The sequence below is a fragment of the Neotamlana sedimentorum genome (assembly GCF_000943565.1).
Lineage (GTDB): Bacteria > Bacteroidota > Bacteroidia > Flavobacteriales > Flavobacteriaceae > Neotamlana > Neotamlana sedimentorum.
This window is the reverse complement of record NZ_JTDW01000006.1, coordinates 189,234-210,779: the sequence shown is the minus strand read 5'-3', so window position 1 is coordinate 210,779 and position 21,546 is coordinate 189,234. Positions and strand designations below refer to the sequence as shown.

Below are 21,546 nucleotides of genomic sequence, written 5' to 3'. Positions count from 1 at the left end.
AATAAGAATGACCAAATGAATAAATCAGTAAAAATTATTTTAGGAATCGTTGTTTTACTACTGTTAGTTTATGTATTAAAGTATTTTAAGGATGCCAATTCAAAAGACATTGAAGAATTTAAGGTTGAAGCTCCTTTTTATACCTCAATAAACACCAAAGCTGTTGCAACAGGAAAATTAAATCCGGAAGAAGAAATTGAGCTAAAACCACAAATCTCTGGTATAGTAGATGAAATTTTGGTAGAAGAAGGCGACGTTGTTAAAAAGGGCGATCTTATTGCTAAAATACGTGTTGTTCCAAACGAACAAAGTTTAGTAAGTGCCAGTAGTCGTATAAAAACAGCTCAATTGTCGTTTAACAATGCTAAAACACTTTATAATAGAAATAAATCGTTATTCGAGAAAGGTGTTATTTCGAAGCAAGATTTCGAGAATAGTGAATTATCATTTAATCAATCAAAAGAAACTTTAGCTCAAGCACAAAACGATTATCAAATTATAAAACGAGGGTCGTTATCTGGGGGTAATGCTGCAAATACCAATATTGTGGCTCAAATTCCGGGTACTATTTTAGAAATTCCAGTTCGTGAAGGCGACCAAGTTATAGAAAGTAATAATTTTAACGCAGGTACCACAATCGCTACAATTGCCGATATGAGTGCAATGATTTTTGAAGGTAAGGTAGACGAAGCAGAGGTTGGCAAACTAAAAGAAGGTAAAGAAATTATAGTGGTTTTAGGAGCCATAAACGACAAAGAGTTTCCTGCCACATTAACTTTTGTTGCTCCAAAAGGAATAGAAGAAAACGGCGCCGTACAATTTACCATTAAAGCCGATGTAAAGTTAGATGAATTAACCAATGTTCGCGCTGGTTATAGTGCCAATGCCGAAATTGATATTGAGGCTAAAGACAGTGTTTTTGCTATTCGTGAAGCCTTATTACAATACAACCGTATTACCGAAAAACCATTTGTTGAAATTCAGCAAGAAGGAGGGCGTTTTAAAAAGGAAAATGTAGAATTAGGTTTATCCGATGGCATAAATGTTGAAATTTTAGAAGGTGTAGAAGAAGGTGATAAAATTAAAGTGTGGAACAAAGCATCAAAAGACAACGAAGATGAAGAAAAGAAATAAAATAAAAAACGCCATTATTGCTTGTTTGCTGTTGTTTGTTGTTTCCAGTTATGCGCAACAAAATAAATGGACACTTGAAGCTTGTGTAAAATATGCCATTGAAAACAACATTTCTGTAAAGCTGGCTCAAAACACTATTTTAACCAACGAACAGGATATTAAATCTTCAAAAGGACAGTTTCTGCCATCTTTTGGGGCAGGCCTTTCGCAATCTATGAGTTTAGGGCAATCTGAGATTTATCCAGGGCAGTTTGTAGATCGAACGTTTCATTCTACAAGTGTTGGTTTTAGTTTGTCTCAAACGGTTTTTAATGGTTTTAGAAATACGTATTTGTATCAACAATCCAAACTCACAACAGAAACCAGTAATTTAGAATTAAATAGAATAAAAGACGACATTTCGCTTAATGTAGCCAATGCCTATTTAAACGTTTTATTTAATAAGGAAAATTTAGAAACAGCAAAAGCTCAATTTGCTTTTACTAAAAAACAACTGTCTCAAATTCAAGAGTTAGTTGATGCTGGTGTGCAACCTAAAGCTAATATTTACGATGCCGAAGCTACTTTAAGTAGAGACGAGCAACAGGTTACTTTGGCCGAAAATAGTGTGAATTTAGCACTGCTAAACTTGTCGCAATTATTACAAGTGCCTTTTGAAGGATTTACAGTAGAAGAAGTAGAAATCGATTCGCCATCTGAAGCCTTATTGTATTCAAGTGTAAAGCCAGTACTTAATTATGCTATGGAAAACCGAAACGAAATAAAAGTTGCAGAAAAAAACATTGAAAATGCAGAGCTTGGAACAAAAATAGCTAAAAGTGGTTATTTGCCTAGTTTAACTTTTGGATATGGTTTTAACTCTGGAGCAAACTTTTCAAACTTAATTACTAATAATTCCTTTTTTCAGCAAATAAACGATAATAAAGGGCATAGTTTAAATTTAAACTTAAGCATCCCTATTTTTTCAAGGTTTCAAAATAAAACATCGGTTGCTAAAGCCGAAATTCAAGAGCAGAATAGTTTATTGAATTTACAGCAAGAAAAACTCAATTTAGAGTCTAATATACAAAGTGCTTTCACCGATGCACAGGCTGCTTTTAAAGCGTATCAAGCTGCGAAAAAATCGGTAACCTCGCAAGAGTTGGCATTTAACAACTCTAAAGAACGATTTGATATTGGAGCTATGACAGCTTTCGATTTAGAGCAAGCCCGTGTTCAACTTATTAATGCGCAGGCGTCTTTAATTAATGCTAAATACGACTTTGTTTTTAAAACAAAGGTTTTAGATTTTTATATGGGTAAATCTTTAGCAAATTAATATGTAATTTTGCAATCTAAGCATTATAAATAATCACATAAATTATTCCTGCTTAGGCGGGAATTTGTTTTTAAAATGAGTACATATATACTAAACATAGAAACTGCTACAACAAATTGTTCGGTTTCAGTTTCAAACAACGAGGAAACTATTGCCATTATTGAAGATAACGATAAAGGTTACTCGCACGCCGAACGCTTGCATGTTTACATCGATGAGGTTTTAAAAAAAGCGAGCATACAACCACAAGATTTAAGTGCTATTGCAGTAAGCAAAGGTCCTGGTTCTTACACGGGTTTACGTATTGGAGTTTCGGCAGCTAAAGGACTTTGTTTTTCATTAAACATTCCGTTAATTTCTGTGCCAACTTTAACCGCATTGGCGCATCAAGCTAAAATAAACGCTGGTGTTATTATTTCTATGTTAGATGCCAGACGATTAGAAGTGTATTCTGCCATTTTCGATAGTAGTTTTAATCAAATAAGAGATACTCAAGCTCAAATATTAGATGAAAATGCTTTCGCGGAAAATTTAAGCCAAGGTCAAGTTTATTTTATAGGAAACGGTGTAGAGAAAACCAAAACCCTCATTAACCACGAGAATGCCAATTTTATTGAAGCTAAATTACCTTCGGCAAAAGAAATGAGCTTTATTGCTTTTAAGAAATATAAAGAAGAAGCATTTGAAGATGTAGCCTATTTCGAACCTTATTATTTGAAAGATTTTGTAGCTATAAAGTCTAAAAAATAGAAATCAAAAAAAAGGCGGAAGTATTAAACTTCCGCCTTTTTAATTTATATATTATTGTTTAGTAATTAAGCATCTTTATGTATTTCAACACTGTGTGGGTAAGGAATTTCAATACCAGCAGCATCAAGAGCTAATTTACATTGTTCGGTAATTCCAAAATAAACATCCCAGTAATTTGCAACTGTAGCATAAGGTCTAACTGCAAAATTAACAGAGCTATCGGCTAATTCAGATACATTTACACTTGGTGCAGGGTCTTGTAAAACTTTTGGGTTATCGGTTAAAACTTTCATTAAAACCTCTTTAGTTTGTTTAATATCGGCATCATAGCTTACACCGATTGTTAAATCTACACGAAGTTTACCTTCGGTACTATAATTTGTAATGTTTCCGTTGGATAATGCTGCGTTAGGTATAATAATTTCTTTATTTGTTGGAGATAATATTTTGGTAGTAAAAATTTCAATCTCTTTAACCACACCCAGCTCTCCTTGAGCTTCAATTAAATCGCCAACTTTTATAGGTTTAAAAATCATTAATAACACACCGCCAGCAAAATTACCAAGCGAACCTTGTAAAGCCAAACCAATAGCTAAACCAGCAGCGGCTAAAATGGCAGCAAATGATGTGGTTTCAACACCTAGCGTACCTAGTGCAACAATGATTAAAACAATTTTTAATATCCAACTTACTAAGTTTAATAAAAACTTTTGCAAACTTTCATCATAATTTTGCTTTAGCATTACTTTTCTAATACCTTTAATAAGTTTCTTAATCACCCATGAGCCAATAATCCAAATTGCAAGTGCGCCAATAATTTTAAGGCCATAGTCTAAAATTAGAGCCATCCATTTTTCCGTGTCGATGTTTTTTAAATCCATAATTATTTATTGTTTGTTAGTGTTTAAATTTAAAAATATTGCAATAATTTTTATCGTTGATTAAGATGAATTATATGTTAATATTTTCTTCTGCTTATTACGACACAAAACTTTGTAATAGTCACGTTTAAACTTAAAATTATTTAAAAAATAAACTGATTAGGGCGAGAAGGGCTGGAATTGATTGTATGTAAAATAGCTTTATTGCTTTGGTTGAATAAGCACCGTAAATACCAGCAATTATTACACAAACTGTAAAAAATAATGCGGTTGAAATATCATTTTTAATAATAGAAAATATAATTCCGGCAGCTATAAAACCATTATATAAACCTTGATTAGCGGCTAAAACTTTAGTTTCTTTGGCAAAGGCTTCAGATTTTATATTAAAGGCTTTAATGCCTTTTGGTTTGGTCCAGAAAAACATTTCTAAAAATAAAAAGTAAAAATGTTCTATGGCTACAAATGCTAGTAATATTATGGTTAATGTTTTCATTGTTTAGTTATTAGTTTTAAGGCTTCTTTAGTTTTGCTTACAGGTAATTTACATGATTTGTTTACACAAACATAAATTAAGGTTTTATCTGGGGTAAATCTGTTTTTTAATAGAGGCATACTGTTTTCATATTTAGCTACAGCTATTAATTTATTTGGTAAATAGTTTTTATTTAATTCGGTTAATTTTTGATGAGCTTCATTACCAACTAATGCAACTTCGTAATATGGATGTGTGTAATTTAGCATTAAATTTAACCAATTTGAGTAGCCAGATGGATAGTCTTGCATTTCTAAAGTTACGTTGTTTAGCATGTTTGTTGCTGTGCTATAAAAATATTCATTATCAAAATAATGTGACAATTTAAACAAGTTATTTGCCATAATAGAATTGCTGGCTGCAATTACATTATCGCGGTATTCTACACTTCTAGATACTAAAGCTTCATCTTTACTGGATGTGAAGAAAAACATATTACTTGTTTTGTCAAAAAAGAAATCGAAGGTGTAATTAGTTAAATCGCGCGATGTTTTTAACCATTTTTCTTCTCCGGTAACTTCGTAAAGCGCAATAAATGCCTCGATAGTGGTGGCGTAATCTTCTAAAAAACCATTAATGGAGCTTTTTCCATTTTTGTAATTATGAAACAAGCTACCATCGTTTTGTAACTGATTGTTTAAAATAAAGTTTGCGTTTTTTTCCGCGGAAGCGAGGTAAGTTTCCTCACCTAAAACCCGGTAAGCATCCACGTAGGCTTTAAGCATTAAGGCATTCCAAGAGGTTAGGGTTTTGTCGTCTAACCTTGGTTTTGGACGTTTATTTCTAATTTCTAATAGTGTTTGCTTCCATTTTGTTTTATAAGATTGAAGAGCTTCTATTGAAATATTATGTTTTTCCGCGAAAGCGTTATCGTCTTCATTTTTTATTAGTACGTAATTGTTATGTTCCCAAAATCCGAAATCGTTTACATTATAGTAGCTGGAAAATAATAAGAAATCTTCTTTTAAAATATGTTCTAACTCTTGTTTTGTCCATACGTAAAAAGCGCCTTCTTCTAAGACATTGTTTTTATTCAAGCTATCAGCATCAAATGATGAATAAAATGCACCGCTTTTAGTTGTCATTTCATTGTTTACAAAATTTAATGTTTCTGTAATTACGTTTTTGTAGAGTTCGTTTTTTGTAAGTTGGTAAGCATCGGCATATAAGCTTACCAGTTGTGCATTGTCGTAAAGCATTTTTTCGAAATGCGGTATATGCCATTTAATATCGACAGAATATCGAGAAAAACCACCGCCAATATGGTCGTACAATCCGCCATAAGCCATTTTGGTAAGTGTTAGGTTTACAAAATTTAAAATGTCTTGGTCGTTATTTTGATAGGCATAACGAAGTAAAAATTGATAGTTATTAGGCATCATAAATTTTGGAGCTCTGTTAGTGCCACCATAATGCTTATCGAAACTGTTAGACCAATTTTCTACGGCATTATTTATAAATGTTTTATTAAAATCGGGTTTGTTGTTGTTGGTAGCAACAACATCCATACTTTTTATGCCTTGTTCAAGTTTATTGGCATATTCATGTAGTTTTTCTGGGTTACTTTTATATAATTCTGCAATTTGGTTTAAAGCGCTAATCCATTGTTCTTTTTTAAAATATGTACCGCCCCAAATAGGTCTGCCATCAGGTAAGGCTACAATATTTAAAGGCCAACCACCTTGGCCAGTCATAAGTTGTACGGCATTCATGTAAACTTGGTCTACATCTGGGCGTTCTTCTCTATCAATTTTAATATTTATGTAATTGGTGTTCATGGTTTGTGCTACTAACGAATCTTCAAAACTTTCATTTTCCATAACATGGCACCAATGGCAAGCCGCATAACCAATACTAATTAAAACAAGTTTGTTTTCTGTTTTAGCTTGATTTAATGTTTTACTATTCCAAGGTTGCCAATTAACAGGGTTATGTGCATGTTGTAAAAGATATGGGCTTGTTTCGTTAATTAACGCATTTGTATATTTATGGGTCATGGGTTTTGACGATTTAGAAGTACAAGAAAATAAAACAATAAAAACTAGTAAAAGATATATATGTTTCATGCTAGTTATAAAAATAAGTATTATAAAATGAAAAAGCACTCTAAAAAGAGTGCTTTAAATATATATAAATAGGTAGTGTTTAGGACTTATTCAATTTCGAAAGTAACTTTTAAATTTACTCTAAACTCGGTTACATCTCCATCTTTTACAATAGCGCTTTGGTCTTGAACATAAACCGAGCGAATATTTTTTAATGTTTTTGTAGCTTCTTTTACTGCTTTTTTGGTAGCATCTTCCCAACTTTTATTTGAGTTAGAAAGCACTTCTATAACTTTTAATACTGCCATAATATATTGTTTTTTAATTAATTTTTGTGTTCTATTAATTTAGAAACAATTGGCTTTAAAAAGTCACATTAAGTTCTAAAAAACTTATCCGTTAATAGCTTCTACCATGGCTACTTTGCCTGGAAGCATTTCTTTTAGCATATTTTCTATGCCATTTTTAAGTGTAAAGGTTGACGATGGGCAACCACTGCAAGCTCCTTGAAGTAGCACACTCACGTTTTTAGTGTTTTCGTCGTAACCAATAAACTGAATATTACCGCCATCGCTCGCAACAGCTGGTTTTACATATTCTTCTAGAATATTAACGATCTGTTTAGAAACATCGTCTAAACCTTCAAATTTGTGGTCTAATTGCTCGGTAGATGTTTTTAGTGTTTCTGTAGCTTCAGGTAAAACAATATCTTTTCCGTTTTCAATATAGGTTCTTATAAATTCACGAAGTTCAAGAGTGATTTCTTGCCATTCTGTAATATCAAATTTTGTAACAGAAACATAGTTTTCGTCAAAAAACACACTTTTTACAAAAGGAAAATGAAATAATTCGGTAGCTAATGGCGACCATTTTGCTTCTTCAATCGAGGTAAATTCAAATAAACCTGTAACCAGTTTTTTGTTTGCAACAAACTTCATTACACTTGGGTTAGGTGTGCTTTCTGCATATACAGTAACAGGCACTTTTTTAGAAATAGCAGTTTCTTCAATTATTACACCGCCATCGTTTAAAAAGGCTTCAATTTGTTGTGCAACTTCGTCTTGAACATCGCTCCACTCAACAATATTATAGCGCTCTACAGCAATAAAATTACTCGATATATAAACCTTCTTTACAAATGGTAAATAAAAGAGTTGTTGGGCTAAAGGCGAGGACTTAGCTTCATCTATATTGTTAAATTCGAAACTTTGGTTTTTAGTAACAAATTGGTTTAATTCAAATTTTACAATGGCATTGTTTGTTGTTTCTTGCACAGAAACCTTAAAAGTGTTCATTTCAACTAATTTTTTACAAAAATACTAAAAGAAACATTTTCTTGCTTAAATATTTAAGGTTTGTTCTAATTGTTAAATAATATTAATTGCCGATTAAAATTTGTATTTTTTCGAAGTAATTTTTTTTGAAAACAAACGTTTATTCTATAATAACCTACTTGGTTTTACCTATGATTAAAAAAAATACGTTAGCAGTAATTCTTTTTACTTTGGTATCGTTTATTGCAACATCGCAAGAAGGATTGCCAATATATACCGATTATTTAACCGATAATTACTACTTAATTCATCCATCAATGGCTGGAGCAGCTAACTGTGCTAAAGTAAGGCTAACGGGACGCCAACAATGGTTTGGTCACGAAGATGCACCACGATTAATGACGGTTAGTGCCAATGGAAGAATAGGCGATTCACCATCGGGGATTGGTGGTATTGTTTTTGCCGATAAAAACGGATATCATTCACAAACAGGAGCTTATTTTACATATGCGCATCACTTAATGTTTTCTAGAAGCGAAGTAGACTTAAATATGCTTTCCTTTGGTTTAAGTGCTGGATTTATTCAATATCAACTCGATGAAACTAGTTTTTTGTTCGATGGCCCAGATCCTATTGTTAGTGGAGGGGTAGAAAACGCTACCAATTTTAATATCGATTTTGGTTTTTCTTATCATTATTTAGATTTTTATTTACACGGAACCATAAAAAATGTTTTAGAAAACTCTGGTGTAAACAACGATTTAGCTATAACTAGTAACTTACGTCGCTATTTATTTTCTACCGGTTACGTATTTAATAAATACGGAAGTTCTTGGAGTTTCGAGCCTTCTGTTATGTTTCAATTACGAGAATTAACCCAAGAAGCAGCAATCGATTTTAACGCAAAAGCTTATAAAACAATGGATTTTGGTAAAGTTTGGGCTGGTTTATCTTATCGTAAAAGCTTCGATGGTGCCGAGTACCTTAACGACGGAAACAGTATAGACAGCCAAACCTTAAACCAAATCACACCTATTTTAGGTGTAAATTACAACAGTTTAATGTTTGCTTATAATTATACCCACCAGTTAGATGATGTTGTTTTTACAAGCGGTGGTTTTCATCAAATCACTATTGGGTTTAACTTTAGTTGTCGTCGAGAGCGTTACGAATGTAACTGTCCTGCTGTAAACTAGTATTTTACTTTATTATGCCCATAATTAAACCTGTAAACGGGAAACATCCACAATTACCAGAAGATTGTTATATCGCCGAAAACGCTACAATTGTTGGCGAGGTTACTGCTGGAAACCAATGTAGTTTTTGGTTTAATGCTGTAGTACGTGGCGATGTGCATTTTATAAAAATGGGAAATAAAGTTAACGTACAGGACGGTGCAGTAATTCATGCTACGTACAAAACATCGCCAACAACAATAGGTAACAATGTTTCCATTGGGCATAATGCCATAGTGCACGGTTGTACCATTCACGATAATGTTTTGGTTGGTATGGGCAGCATTATTATGGATAATTGTATCGTTGAAAGTAATAGTATTATTGCTGCAGGTGCCGTTTTAACGCAAAATACCCACGTAGAATCTGGCAGTATTTATGCCGGAGTTCCTGCTAAAAAAATAAAAGATGTTAGTCCAGAACTAATTTCTGGTCAAATCGATAGAATAGCTAATAATTATATTAAATATTCCAGTTGGTTTAAAGAAGATTAAAACAAACGCTTTATAAATAAATTGGGCGTTACCACAAGGGTCAGGCTTTTCGTTACTAGTTTTGGCTCGATGCGCGCATCGCCAAAAGCTAACCACTTCAATCCTTAACGCAATTTACATTACCTTAAAAATCTAAATAATTAACAGTATAATTAGTTCCTAAAAGGCTTTCCATAACTTTAGTTTTACTATTAGTGAAGAAGCTGTTATTAAGCTTTAAATGTGAGCGGTTTATTAAATTGTGCTGTTCTAAAACAGCTTTGGTTTGTCGAGCAACCGCTTCGCCAGAATCAATAATTTTAACGTGTTTTGGTAAAAGTTTTATAAGCAACGGCATTAAGTAGGGGTAATGCGTGCAGCCTAAAACCAAATAATCAATATTAGCTTCAATCATGGGTTGTAAATAGCCTTTTAAAAGGCTATTCATTTCATCCGAAACCAACTTACCACTTTCAATAAGTTCTACAATACCATCGCCATGCTGTTCAATAACTTTTATATTACTAGCAAACAAGGTTGAGGTTTTCGAAAATAAAGCACTGCTTAACGTACCTCGTGTAGCTAAAATGCCAATGCTGTTTGTTTTTGTTTGTAAAGCGGCTGGCTTAATAGCAGGCTCAATACCAATAAAAGGTAAGTTGTAATTCGCTCTTAAGTAGTCTATGGCATTTGTAGTGGCTGTATTGCAGGCAACAACAATAAGTTTACAATGTTGTTTTATTAAATATTCGGTGTTTTTAATGCTTAAACTTATAATGGCATCTTTCCCTTTTGGGCCATAAGGCGCATTTTTACTATCGGCTAAATAAATGGTGTTTTCGTTAGGAAGCAGTGTATTAATTTCCTTCCAAATAGAAGTGCCCCCAATTCCAGAATCGAAAATGCCAATAGCGTTTGTTTTCATAGTTTAGCAAAAATAAAAAAGCTGCTTTAAAAAGCAGCTTTTTTATTTATTGGAGTAAAGATTTTATTAAATACCTAATTTTTTCTTTACATCTGAAGATATATCTTTTCCTTCGGCTACAATTAAAGTAGCTCTATCTAGAACGTAATCGTATCCTAAAGATTTTGCAACTTCATTAATGGCATTCATTGCTTTTTCTTGAATAGGCTTAAATAATTCAGCTTCTTTTTCGGCAATGTGCTTTTGAGCATCGGCTCTAAATTGAGCGATACGTTGTTGCTTTTCTTGTAACTCTAAACCACGTTTTTGGTTTTCTTCATCGGTTTTGGTACTAGCTTCTGCTTCGTATTGCTTAACCGTGTTTTGGTATTCTGTAATAGAGGCTTGAATATCTGTTTGGTAAGTTTTACCAAGTGTTTCAAGCTCTGCTTGTGCAGCTTTAGCTTCTGGCATTGCAGCAATTAACTCTTGGGTGTTTATATGTGCAACTTTGCTTTGTGCTTGTGTAAAGCTAATAGTACCAATGCATAATGCCGTTGCTAATAAAATAGTTTTTAAGTGTTTCATTTTTAAAGTATTAATGTGTGTTATAAATTATTAATTGTTGTTCAAGCTATCTTTAGCTTTTTGTCTTTCTTCTAATATTTTCTTCTTCTTTTCTTCTAGCTCTTTTTTTCTAGCAGCTCTTTCGGCTAATTTACGTTGTCTATTTTCTTCGATAAGTTGTTCTCTAGTTTTAGGCGTTTCAGTATTGGTTTCTTCGGCTTTTTCAGTTCCTGTTTTTGCTGTGTCTTCAACCTCCGTTGCCTTAGTTTCTGTATTGCCTTCTAGTTTAGCTTGTCTAGCTTTCTCACGCTCTTCTAATATTTTTTTACGACGTTCTTCGGCTGCTTTAACTTTTGCTTCGCGAGCAGCTAATTTTTCTTGTCTTGCTTTTTCAATAGCACTTTCTCGCTCTGCCTTTTTTTCTTCTAAAGCTTTTTGTCTAGCTTCTAATTCGGTGTTTATTTCCGGAATTAACTCTTCTTCTTTTGCGGCTTTTCTCTCGGCTTTATTTTGAGCTTGCGTTCGTTTTGCTGTTCTAGTTATACTTCGTAAAACTTGCTCGCTAATATCGTAAGCTTTGTTGGAATACAGCATGTTTACTTCGGCTTTATCTAAAACTAAATCGTAATTTTTACCTTCTGCCATGTCTTGTACTGCTGCAAAAATTTGATCTTGAATAGGCTGCATTAATTGTTTTTGCTGAATAAACAAATCGCCGTTTGGACCAAATCGCTTTTGTTGATAATCTAGAATTTCTTGTTCTTCAAACAAAATGTCTTCTTCACGTTCGTTTATTAACTCTTTGGTTAAAAGTGCCTTTTCGTTGCTTAAATCTTTACGCTTTTGCTCGATTGCTGTAAGCTTTTGATGGATTTCATTTTTCCATTTTTCGGCTTTGGTATTAAGTTGACTTGACGCTTCTTGGTATTCTGGAACATTTTCTAAAATATATTCGGTATCAATATAAGCAACTCTTAAACCACGTTGAGCAAACGACGATAGACTTATAGTAAGAACTAATGTCAATAAAAAAAGAACTTTATTTTGCATGGGTTTATTTTTTGTAATTTGAAAATTCATAGATCTTAAAATATGATAGTAAAATTTTACTGCGGTAAATTTACTGTTTTCAAAATTAACGAATTTTAACATTAAAAATTTTAATTATTATGCAAAACATCAAAGTGTTATTAGAAAATATCGTGCCAAAATTATTTTTTAATTAAAATTGCTGCCCGATTATGAAGTGAGTTTCCCATCCGTTTTTAACTGTTTGCCCTGGTAATGGGTCGAATCCGTGACCAAAATCGATTCCTAATAAACCAAATGCTGGCATGAAAATACGAACACCTAAACCAGCCGAACGTTTTATGTTAAACGGGTTATAGTCTCTAAAACTGTTGTACGATACACCGCCTTCTAAGAAACCTAGTGCGTATATTTTAGCCGATGCTTTTAATGTTACTGGGTAACGCAGCTCCAAAGAAAACTTGTTGTAAATTGTACCACCATCGCTCGATGCTTGTCCTGTAGCTTCATCAAGAGGTGTTAACGATTGGTTAGGGTAACCACGTAATTGTATTACTTCACGACCATCTAAACTATAGTTAGCTAAACCATCACCTCCTAAAAAGTAACGTTCGAAAGGTATTGCACCTCTATCTTGGTTGTATGCTCCTAAAAAGCCAAATTCAACTAGCGGACGCAATACTAAATCTTTAGTAAGTTGTGTATACCATTCCCCTTGAAAGTTAACTTTGTAAAATTCCAACCATTTAAAACGTTCTTGGTCTATTTCACCAGCACGAGCATAATCATCTGCGTCGGTTAAATCAAGGTCGTCATACTCGTCTTTTAGTTCGGCATAGTCTACACCATTAAATAGTGAATATGGAAGCGTAAGTTTAGCTGTAACACTAAATTTAGATCCACCAGTAGGATAAATTGGGTCTACACTCGTATTATTTCTGCTTAAACCAATGGTATAAGATAAATTGTTTGAGTACCCATCACCGAAAGTAAATAAACCAGTATTATAATTATTTAAATCGTAACGTTGGAAACTTACGGCTTGAGATAGTGTAAAATAATCGTCTGGTACAGTTAATCGTTTTGCTAAACCAAAGGTAAGCCCTGTGATATTAAAGCTTCTGCTTTTATCGGCATTTCCAGTTGTATAATCATATAAAAACTGTTTGGTGTGCGATAATGATGTTGAAAATTGAACCGGACGTTTACCACCTAACCAAGGCTCTGAGAACGAGAAACTATAGGTTTGGAAAAAACGACTCGCTTGTAAACGTAAGGCTAATTTTTGTCCGTCGCCCATTGGTATTGGTTTGTAGGCTTCTTTTTTGAAAATATCTTTTATTGAAAAGTTATTAAATGATAAACCTAAAGTACCAATAAAACCACCACCGCCGTAACCACCTTGAAGCTCAATTTGGCTAGACCCTGTTTCTTTAACCGAATATTCCATATCGATGGTTCCTTCATTCGGGTTTGGGTTGTTAAAGTTTGGTGTGATTTCTTGAGCATCGAAAAAGCCTAATTGCCCAAGTTCACGAACGGTACGTACTACATTGGCTTTACTATATAATTGACCTGGGCGTGTACGGATTTCACGGTATACCACGTGATCGTTTGTTTTGTCGTTACCAACCACAGATACATTGTTGAAATAAGCTGGTTTTCCTTCAGAAATTCTAACTTCAATATCAATAACATTATTATCGGCACTAACTTCAACTGGGTTTATAGTAGAGAATAAATATCCATTATTTTGATACTGATTTGTAATATCGAAACCGTCTGGTTTAGTTTCGTCTGCAATACGTTTTTGTAATTCAACACCGTTGTACGTGTCGCCTTTGTTAATTCTTAAAATACGACTTAAATACTCGTTTGTATAAACTGTGTTACCAATAAAGGTGATGTCTCCAAATGTGTAAAGTTCGCCTTCGTTTACTGCTATTTTTAATGAAATAGTTTTATCGTCGTTTACAATAACGCTATCTGTAATTATACGCGCATCGCGATAACCATTTTCCTTATATTTATCTACAATGTGTCCTAAATCGGCTTGATATGCAGAATCGATAAATTTTGAACGTTTGTAAACACGTAAACGGTTAATTTTTTTGGTGCCTTTCATAGCTTTTCTAAGCTTTTTATCGCTTAAAATGGTGTTGCCAGAAAATGCTATATCTTTAATTTTTACTTTTTCACCTTTATCTACGTTAACCACCATATTTACACGAGCTGTTGGAATGGAATCTTTAACTTCAATAGTATTAATATGCACTTTGGTATTTAAAAAACCATCTTTTTTATACTTTTTTTCTAGAAAGTTTTTTGTAGTGGTAATAAGATTTTCGGTAACTTTTACGCCCTTATTAAGTTTGGTGTCTTTTATAATATTTTCTTGTTTACCTTTTTTAACACCGTTAATTTTAAGCAGATTTAATTGGGGTAAATCGGAAAGGTTAATTTCTAAATAGGCCACGTCGCCTTCGGTGCGAGTTACGAAAACTTCGATATCGCTAAATAATTTTGAGTTCCAAAGTTTTTTAATAGCGTTTGCTATTTCTTCGCCAGGAATGGTAATTTCTTTGCCTTTTGTTAAACCAGAATAAGAAATTATGGTTTGCTCGTTGAAAGAGGTGTTACCAGAAACACTTATTTCCCCTAGGGTATATTTACTACCTTCGTTGTAATTTTGCGCTTTAATACTTATACTGATAATTAAAAAAAGTAATGCTAAAGTATACTTAAAATGCGGCTTTAAAGTTAGCGTGTTAGCTAAGTTGTTCACTTGTTTTCCCAAATCGTCGTTCTCTTTTTTGATATTCAATAATAGCTTCATACAAATGTTGCTTGGTAAAATCTGGCCATAATACTTTTATAAAATATAATTCGGCATAAGCGATTTGCCAAAGCAAAAAATTACTAATACGTTGTTCTCCGCTAGTTCTTATAAGCAAATCCACGTCTGGTAAATTTTGCGTGTAAAGATGCTCATTTATAATTGATTCTTCAATATTTTCCGGCGAAATTATATTATTTTTAACTTTAATACTAATTTCTTTAACAGTGTTTAGTAATTCTTCTCTAGAACCATAGCTTAAGGCGAGTGTAAGCGTCATTCTTGAATTATTCGCAGTTTTATTAATAACATCAGTAAGTTCGCCATATACTTTTTTAGGCAACGTATTTAAGTTGCCAATAGCTGCTAGTTTTATATTATTATTTTGCAGAGTCGAAATTTCTTTTTTTAGCGATGATACTAACAACTTCATTAATGTTTGTACTTCTAATTTTGGACGGTTCCAGTTTTCTGTAGAGAAGGCATATAGTGTTAAGTTTTCTACACCTAATTCGGCGCAGGCTTCTACAGTTTGTCTAACCGCTTTTGTACCGTTTTCATGGCCAAAGGCACGAAGCATACCCTGTTGCTTAGCCCAACGTCCATTGCCATCCATAATAATAGCGATGTGTTTTGGTAGTCGGTTAAGTTTTATGTTTTCTTTTAAATTCATTTTAATTTATACAATAACATGGGTTTTCTCCAAAAGTGTAAGTTAATGTAATACCTGTAAATACATACCAATCATTATTATTTATATTTCCGAAACTATAACTCTGTCTAAATTCACTATCAGGAATATTGCCATCAATTTCATCGGAAAATGTATAACGTGCACCAATTTCAAAACCTACGATAAAATTACCTAAAAAATTTGTTTTAAACCCAATTGCCATTGGTATTCCGTATGCCCAACTTTTGCTGTTCTCGCTGGTTTGTTCACCGTTTAAATAATAATAGTTTTCGTGGTTAGCAACACTTAAGCCCGTAAATAGGTAGGGGGTTGCTATTTTGTCGCCTGAATGCAGATTGAAATCGGTGAAGGTAAATTCCATTCCAGCAGAAAACTCTAGTAATTCTGTCTCTAAGGTGTAATTACGCTGCATACGTCTAGGATCGTTTGATTTGCTATCGTTAGCTTGTAAATCGGAATAGATAATAGAGAGTCTCCATGAATGTCTAGAACTCGCGTTCCATTTGTACAAAAGTCCAATTGCTGGAGCGTTAGGTGCAATATATTGAGTAGAACCTACATCGCCGATAAAATTACTGCCACCACCAAAAATACCAATTTCGTTTATTTGAGCGCGAGAGAAATTAATGCTTAAAATACTTAATGCCAATAGAATAAATTGCTTCATAAACATTCAAAAGTTTGCAAATATAATAAATAAGATGAGTTTACAATGTGTAAGACCCTTTAAGTCTGTGTTTAAAACAGATTTTCTTATAAATTATTGTTTTTGGTTCCGGTTGTCTTCACCCCAAAGTAATTTTTTTCTTAAGGTGTCTAAAAAGCTTTCATTGAACAAATCTATCATTTTAATAGTAAAATCGGCTTTCTTAATTTTAATAATGGTTCCATTATCTAAAGTCGCAATTCTGGAGTCTAACGATATTAAATGCTGTTGTTCTCTGCCATCAACTTTTAATTGTATTTCGGTAGAGTCTGGTATAACTAAGGGGCGTGCACTTAAATTATGTGGTGCTATTGGTGTAAGTACAAAACTGTAGGCGCCAGGTGTAATTACTGGCCCTCCACAACTTAAAGAATATCCTGTAGAGCCTGTTGGTGTAGATACTATTAAACCGTCGCTCCAGTAGGAGGTTAAGTGTTCGCCATCTAAGTGAGTTTCTACGGTTATCATAGATGTTGTGTTTTTGCGGCTAACAGTGACTTCGTTTAGTGCGAAATATAAATTTTCTACATCTTTATTGGTTGGTAATGTTTCAACAGCTAATAAACTACGTTCGGAAATTTTGTATTTGCCATCAATTATATTTTGAAATGCTTGTTCAATAGCTTCAACATGTATCGTAGCTAAAAAACCTAATCGGCCAGTGTTTATACCAATTATTGGTATATCTATGTCTTTTACATAGGTAATAGCTCTTAAAATCGTACCATCGCCACCAATGCTTACAAGTAAATCGAAGGTTTTATCTAGGTGATCAAATTTATTAAAGGTTTCAAAGCCTTTTATATTATGGACTTCGTTGTTTATTAAATTATAAAATTCATCTTCGATGTAGGCTTCAATACCTTGTCTAAACAAATAATTAAACAATGTTTCAACAGATTTGCTTGTTGTTTTGTTGTAATAGCGTCCAAAAACGGCAACTTTCATAAATTAAATGTTTAAATATCGGTTTAAATAATCGCTTCGTTCTTTTAAGTTGGCAACAAAGCTGTCTTCTTCGTGGTTAGAAATAATGTTGTAGCTATATCTTCTAAAGGTTTGTATAATATCATTTAAACTAGTGTTACCAACTTTAAGTGTAATTTGCGTTAAATCACTATTGTTTTTAGATATAAAAGCACCTAGAAGTTTTCCGTTGTTCGATTCAACAATTTGGCTAATTTCACTAAAAGAATAATCGTTAAGTCCTTTTTCTACAACTAAAATTCCGCCAGGTTCAATTAAAAAGGGCGACTCTGCAAAAAGACTTACAAAATCGGTTAACTCGTAATAGCCTAAGTAGTTGTTTTTTGCATCTAGTACTGGCATTATATTGGTTTCATTTCTTGCAAAGGCCTCTAGTACATCTAACCATAAGGTTGTATCTCGAACAAAAAAATCTTCAAGCGCATAGGTGTATTCTTTTAAGTTCTTTGCGGCTTCAAAACAATGTGCATCTGTTTCAGAAAAACACCCCACATAATTATTATTTTCGTTTTTAACTGGGATATGAGAAAATGTTAATTGATTAAAAAGAAGCTGTAAATCGCTTATTTTATTTAGCGTTTCTAAAGGTTTAACGTCGTTAATTATAAATTCTGAAAGATTCATAAGCCATTAATTTACCCGCAAATTAATCAAAAAAATACTATGTAAGCCTGTTCTACTTTGTATTTTTGTTTAATAAAAATAGATTTATGACTAATTTAAGTGTAAATATTAACAAGATAGCCACATTAAGAAACTCCAGAGGTGGCGATGTGCCAAATGTAGTGCAGTTTGCCAAAGATGCGCAGCGTTTTGGGGCAGAAGGCATAACCATACACCCTAGGCCAGACGAGCGCCATATTCGTTACCAAGATGCTCGAGATTTAAAACCAGAAGTTTATACAGAGTATAACATTGAAGGAAACCCAGTAGAATCGTTTATGAAATTGGTTTTAGAAGTAAAACCTACACAGGTTACTTTAGTACCAGATGCGGTTGATGCTATTACAAGTAATTCTGGTTGGGATACCATAAAGCATAAAGATTTTTTAATTGATGTTATAAAAGAATTTAAGCAAAACGATATTAGAACATCCATATTTGTAGATCCTGTTTTAGAACAAATAGAAGGAGCTAAAGCTACAGGAACAGATAGAATAGAACTCTATACTGAAGCTTTTGCGCACCAATATAGTTTAGGAAATAAAGATGCAATAAAACCTTATGCCGAAAGCGCAAAACTTGCAGGAGAATTAGGTTTAGGTTTAAACGCAGGACACGATTTATCTCTAGATAACATCAAGTATTTTAAAGAAAATATTCCAGGGTTGTTAGAGGTTTCTATAGGTCATGCCTTGATAGCTGAAAGTTTATATTTAGGTGCAGAAAATGTTATACAAATGTATTTACATAAATTAAAATAATGGAAAAGCTTTATTCAAATATTTTAGGCGAAGGTAAACCCTTTATAATTTTGCATGGTTTTTTAGGTATGAGTGATAACTGGAAAACTTTAGGTAAGCAATTTAGCGAGCAAGGTTATCAAGTGCATTTAATAGACCAACGAAATCATGGACGTAGTTTTTGGAGCGAAACATTTAACTACGAAGTATTAGCCGAAGATTTAAAAAACTATTGCGACCATAACAACTTTAAAGATATTGTTTTGTTAGGGCACTCTATGGGAGGTAAAACAGCTATGATGTTTTCTACATTATATCCAGAATATGTTTCTAAATTAATTGTTGCCGATATTTCTCCACGTTTTTATCCGGTGCATCACGATGGCATTTTAAACGGATTAAGTGCTATAAATTTTGATGCCATTAAAAGTAGAGGAGAAGCCGACAAAATGTTAAGTGAATATGTTGATGATTTTGGTACCAGACAATTTTTACTAAAAAACGTTTGCCGCGTTACTAAAGATAAGTTAGGGCTTCGTATAAATTTAGAAGTATTAAAAAATGAAGTAGGAGAAGTTGGTGAAGCTTTACCAACACAACAAACATTTAGTAAAGGCACTTTGTTTTTGCGTGGAGACCGATCGGAATACATAGGGGTTGGAGACGAAAGTATTATTAAAAGTCATTTTAAAAAAGCTAAAATTGTAACTATTTCCAATGCAGGACATTGGTTACATGCCGAAAACCCAAAAGAGTTTTATGAATCTGTTATGAGCTTCTTAAGCTAAGTTTTGTTACATTTAATAAAACAATCCTTATGAAATTAATAATCAGACTTCTTTTAAACGCTATAATTGTATTTGCCTTAGCTCATTTGTTAAGTGGCGTTTACGTAAATAGTTACGTTACAGCAATAATTGTAGCTGTAGTTATTTCAATTTTAAACTTAATTGTAAAGCCAATTTTAGTCATCTTTACCTTGCCAATAACCATTGTAACTTTAGGGTTATTTCTTTTGGTAATAAATGCAATAATTATTTTGCTTGCAGATAATTTAATAGCAGGATTTTCGGTAAGTAGTATCTGGACAGCTATTTTATTTAGTTTATTATTGTCGTTTTTGCAATCTATAGTGCAATCTACACTAAAAGACGATAAAAAGTAGTCTATAAATCAACCGATTAAAAACTTTGTTGGGATGTAAAAATAGCTTACTTTTGCATCCCAATTTTAATTTAGGTTAAAGTTGTTTCCGCGAAAGCGAAAATTTAATAAATAAGGTTGCAAAGCCAAATTAAATTGTTAAACACCTTTTAAGGTATATAGAGTTACAATGAATATTACAAGAGAAAACGTTGATGCATTAAATGCTGTAGTAAAAGTAGATATCGCAAAAGAAGATTACAGCGATAAAGTAGAAAAAATCTTAACAGATTACAGAAAAACAGCTAACATTCCTGGTTTTAGAAAAGGGCATGTGCCAATGGGAATGGTGAAGAAACAATACGGAAAAGCCGTTTTGGTTGATGAGGTTAATAAGCTTTTACAAGATGCTTTAAATAAATATTTAACCGAAGAAAAATTAGACGTACTTGGCCAACCATTACCAAAACCTCAAGATGATATTGATTGGGATTCGGATAAATTTTCGTTTGAATTTGAATTAGGATTAGCTCCAGAATTCGACGTAGAATTAAAAAGTAAAAAAGCGATTACGCAATACAATATTGTTGCCGACGATAAAATGATTGACGAGCAAGTAGAGCGTATTCAAAAGCAATACGGTAAATTAATTTCGCAAGATTCTGTTGAAAAAGACAGTGAAATTACTGGAACCTATACGAACGAAGAAAAAGAAATAGATAATAAAGTAACTTTAACGTTAGATAAGTTTAAAGGCAAAGCTACCGAAAAACAATTTATAGGAGCTAAAGTTGGCGATGTAATTACATTAAAAACGAAGGGCCTTTATAGCGATGAGCATGAATTAATGCACGCTTTAAAATTAAGTCACGACGATGTACATGGTTTAGATATTGAAGTAAACTTTACTATTAACGAAATAAACAAGCGTGAACTTGCTGATTTAGATCAAGAGTTATTCGATAAACTTTTTGGTGAAGGAACCGTGAAATCTGTAACAGAGCTTAAAGACAAGATTAAGGAAGACGCTGAAAAGCAATTTGTGCAGCAAGCAGACCAAAAGTTATTAAACGACGTAACTGAATATTTAGTTGAAAACACAAAATTCGATTTACCAGCAGAATTTTTAACAAAATGGATGCAAACTGCAGGTGAAAAAGAAATGAATGCAGAAGAAGCTAAAGAAGAGTACGAAAAGTCTGAAAAAAGCTTGCGTTACCAATTAATTGAAGGTAAATTAATTGAAGCTAACGATATTAAAATTACTATGGATGATATTAAAGATCATGCTCGTAATATGATTAAAGGACAAATGGCCCAATTTGGTCAAATGAATCCATCAGATAAAGAATTAGACGATATTGCAGCTCGTGTATTATCTAACCAAGATGAAGCACGAAGAATATCAGAACAAATTATTAGCCAACGTTTATTAGAGGTTTACAAAGAAAAAGCGAATCTTAAAGTTAAAGAATTAAGTTACGAAAACTTTGTTAAAGAAGTGTATGGCGACAAGTAATTAAAAAATTAAATGCTTATCTTTAAGCGCTTAAATCTTGTTGGTTTAAGCGCTTTTTTATTAAAAACCTATTACGATTTGTTTATAGTTTATTGTATATCAAATCTTTATAA

Annotated in this window: 22 protein-coding genes; 9 read left to right on the top strand and 13 right to left on the bottom strand. The window is 32.9% G+C overall.

Annotation, left to right across the window (positions count from 1 at the left end):
- Window positions 1-15 precede the first annotated feature (15 nt).
- The 3 genes from PW52_RS10465 to tsaB all read left to right on the top strand — a co-directional run bounded on the left by PW52_RS10465 (window position 16) and on the right by tsaB (window position 3,202).
- The gene (locus PW52_RS10465) at window positions 16-1,134 is read left to right on the top strand and encodes an efflux RND transporter periplasmic adaptor subunit (RefSeq protein ID WP_044632888.1); all 1,119 of its coding nucleotides are present in this window, start codon (window positions 16-18) and stop codon (window positions 1,132-1,134) included.
- Window positions 1,118-2,452, top strand: coding sequence for a TolC family protein (locus PW52_RS10460; protein WP_044632887.1), 1,335 nt, complete (start codon window positions 1,118-1,120; stop codon window positions 2,450-2,452). The genes PW52_RS10465 and PW52_RS10460 overlap by 17 nt, the downstream gene beginning before the upstream one ends.
- Before the next feature lie 75 nt (window positions 2,453-2,527).
- Entirely contained in the window at window positions 2,528-3,202 is a 675-nt protein-coding gene (gene tsaB, locus PW52_RS10455) for a tRNA (adenosine(37)-N6)-threonylcarbamoyltransferase complex dimerization subunit type 1 TsaB (protein ID WP_044632886.1), read from the top strand.
- A 65-nt stretch (window positions 3,203-3,267) separates the two neighbouring features.
- Here the strand turns inward: tsaB and PW52_RS10450 are convergent, their stop codons facing one another.
- The 5 genes from PW52_RS10450 to PW52_RS10430 form a co-directional block, all read right to left on the bottom strand.
- Window positions 3,268-4,083: a mechanosensitive ion channel family protein gene (locus PW52_RS10450; protein ID WP_044632885.1), complete on the bottom strand. Its 816-nt coding sequence runs from the start codon at window positions 4,081-4,083 to the stop codon at window positions 3,268-3,270.
- A gap of 139 nt (window positions 4,084-4,222) precedes the next feature.
- Complete coding sequence (locus tag PW52_RS10445) at window positions 4,223-4,579, bottom strand: DUF1304 domain-containing protein (protein ID WP_044632884.1); 357 nt, start codon at window positions 4,577-4,579, stop codon at window positions 4,223-4,225.
- Window positions 4,576-6,684: a thioredoxin domain-containing protein gene (locus PW52_RS10440; RefSeq protein ID WP_240475178.1), complete on the bottom strand. Its 2,109-nt coding sequence runs from the start codon at window positions 6,682-6,684 to the stop codon at window positions 4,576-4,578. Before PW52_RS10440 ends, PW52_RS10445 begins: the two co-directional genes overlap by 4 nt.
- Window positions 6,685-6,770: 86 nt before the next feature.
- Entirely contained in the window at window positions 6,771-6,971 is a 201-nt protein-coding gene (locus PW52_RS10435) for a dodecin family protein (protein WP_044632882.1), read from the bottom strand.
- A gap of 84 nt (window positions 6,972-7,055) precedes the next feature.
- Window positions 7,056-7,958 (bottom strand): NifU family protein, encoded by a 903-nt coding sequence (locus tag PW52_RS10430; protein ID WP_044632881.1) that lies wholly within the window; start codon window positions 7,956-7,958, stop codon window positions 7,056-7,058.
- 170 nt (window positions 7,959-8,128) lie between these two features.
- Here PW52_RS10430 and PW52_RS10425 point away from each other — a divergent pair, with 170 nt between their 5' ends.
- Both PW52_RS10425 and PW52_RS10420 read left to right on the top strand, forming a co-directional pair.
- Window positions 8,129-9,133 carry a PorP/SprF family type IX secretion system membrane protein gene (locus PW52_RS10425; RefSeq protein ID WP_044632929.1) on the top strand — a complete coding sequence of 335 codons (1,005 nt, stop codon included), beginning with the start codon at window positions 8,129-8,131 and terminating at the stop codon, window positions 9,131-9,133.
- Between the two features lie 14 nt (window positions 9,134-9,147).
- On the top strand, window positions 9,148-9,666 hold the full coding sequence (locus tag PW52_RS10420; RefSeq protein WP_044632880.1) for a gamma carbonic anhydrase family protein: 519 nt from the start codon (window positions 9,148-9,150) through the stop codon (window positions 9,664-9,666).
- 124 nt (window positions 9,667-9,790) lie between these two features.
- On the opposite strand, the gene murI is transcribed toward PW52_RS10420, so the two are convergent.
- From murI to PW52_RS10380, 8 genes are all read right to left on the bottom strand, one after another.
- Window positions 9,791-10,570, bottom strand: coding sequence for a glutamate racemase (gene murI, locus PW52_RS10415; protein WP_044632879.1), 780 nt, complete (start codon window positions 10,568-10,570; stop codon window positions 9,791-9,793).
- 66 nt (window positions 10,571-10,636) lie between these two features.
- Window positions 10,637-11,137: an OmpH family outer membrane protein gene (locus PW52_RS10410; RefSeq protein WP_044632878.1), complete on the bottom strand. Its 501-nt coding sequence runs from the start codon at window positions 11,135-11,137 to the stop codon at window positions 10,637-10,639.
- 30 nt (window positions 11,138-11,167) lie between these two features.
- Window positions 11,168-12,166, bottom strand: a complete 999-nt coding sequence (locus PW52_RS10405) for an OmpH family outer membrane protein (RefSeq protein WP_044632928.1) — start codon at window positions 12,164-12,166, stop codon at window positions 11,168-11,170.
- A gap of 172 nt (window positions 12,167-12,338) precedes the next feature.
- Window positions 12,339-14,981, bottom strand: a complete 2,643-nt coding sequence (gene bamA / locus PW52_RS10400; RefSeq protein ID WP_044632877.1) for an outer membrane protein assembly factor BamA — start codon at window positions 14,979-14,981, stop codon at window positions 12,339-12,341.
- Window positions 14,914-15,654 (bottom strand): isoprenyl transferase, encoded by a 741-nt coding sequence (locus tag PW52_RS10395; protein WP_044632876.1) that lies wholly within the window; start codon window positions 15,652-15,654, stop codon window positions 14,914-14,916. Before PW52_RS10395 ends, bamA begins: the two co-directional genes overlap by 68 nt.
- Before the next feature lies 1 nt (window position 15,655).
- Window positions 15,656-16,342, bottom strand: a complete 687-nt coding sequence (gene porG, locus PW52_RS10390; RefSeq protein ID WP_044632875.1) for a type IX secretion system protein PorG — start codon at window positions 16,340-16,342, stop codon at window positions 15,656-15,658.
- Window positions 16,343-16,435: 93 nt separating this feature from the next.
- A complete protein-coding gene (locus tag PW52_RS10385; protein ID WP_044632874.1) occupies window positions 16,436-17,329 on the bottom strand; it encodes an NAD kinase in 894 nt (297 codons plus the stop codon).
- A 3-nt stretch (window positions 17,330-17,332) separates the two neighbouring features.
- Window positions 17,333-17,992: a CBS domain-containing protein gene (locus PW52_RS10380; RefSeq protein ID WP_044632873.1), complete on the bottom strand. Its 660-nt coding sequence runs from the start codon at window positions 17,990-17,992 to the stop codon at window positions 17,333-17,335.
- Between the two features lie 86 nt (window positions 17,993-18,078).
- Between PW52_RS10380 and PW52_RS10375 the strand changes: the two genes are divergently transcribed.
- The 4 genes from PW52_RS10375 to tig all read left to right on the top strand — a co-directional run bounded on the left by PW52_RS10375 (window position 18,079) and on the right by tig (window position 21,433).
- On the top strand, window positions 18,079-18,792 hold the full coding sequence (locus PW52_RS10375) for a pyridoxine 5'-phosphate synthase (RefSeq protein WP_044632872.1): 714 nt from the start codon (window positions 18,079-18,081) through the stop codon (window positions 18,790-18,792).
- Complete coding sequence (locus PW52_RS10370) at window positions 18,792-19,559, top strand: alpha/beta fold hydrolase (protein ID WP_044632871.1); 768 nt, start codon at window positions 18,792-18,794, stop codon at window positions 19,557-19,559. The genes PW52_RS10375 and PW52_RS10370 overlap by 1 nt, the downstream gene beginning before the upstream one ends.
- 29 nt (window positions 19,560-19,588) lie before the next feature.
- Window positions 19,589-19,936: a phage holin family protein gene (locus PW52_RS10365; RefSeq protein WP_044632870.1), complete on the top strand. Its 348-nt coding sequence runs from the start codon at window positions 19,589-19,591 to the stop codon at window positions 19,934-19,936.
- Between the two features lie 168 nt (window positions 19,937-20,104).
- Window positions 20,105-21,433: a trigger factor gene (gene tig / locus PW52_RS10360; protein ID WP_044632869.1), complete on the top strand. Its 1,329-nt coding sequence runs from the start codon at window positions 20,105-20,107 to the stop codon at window positions 21,431-21,433.
- Window positions 21,434-21,546 lie beyond the last annotated feature (113 nt).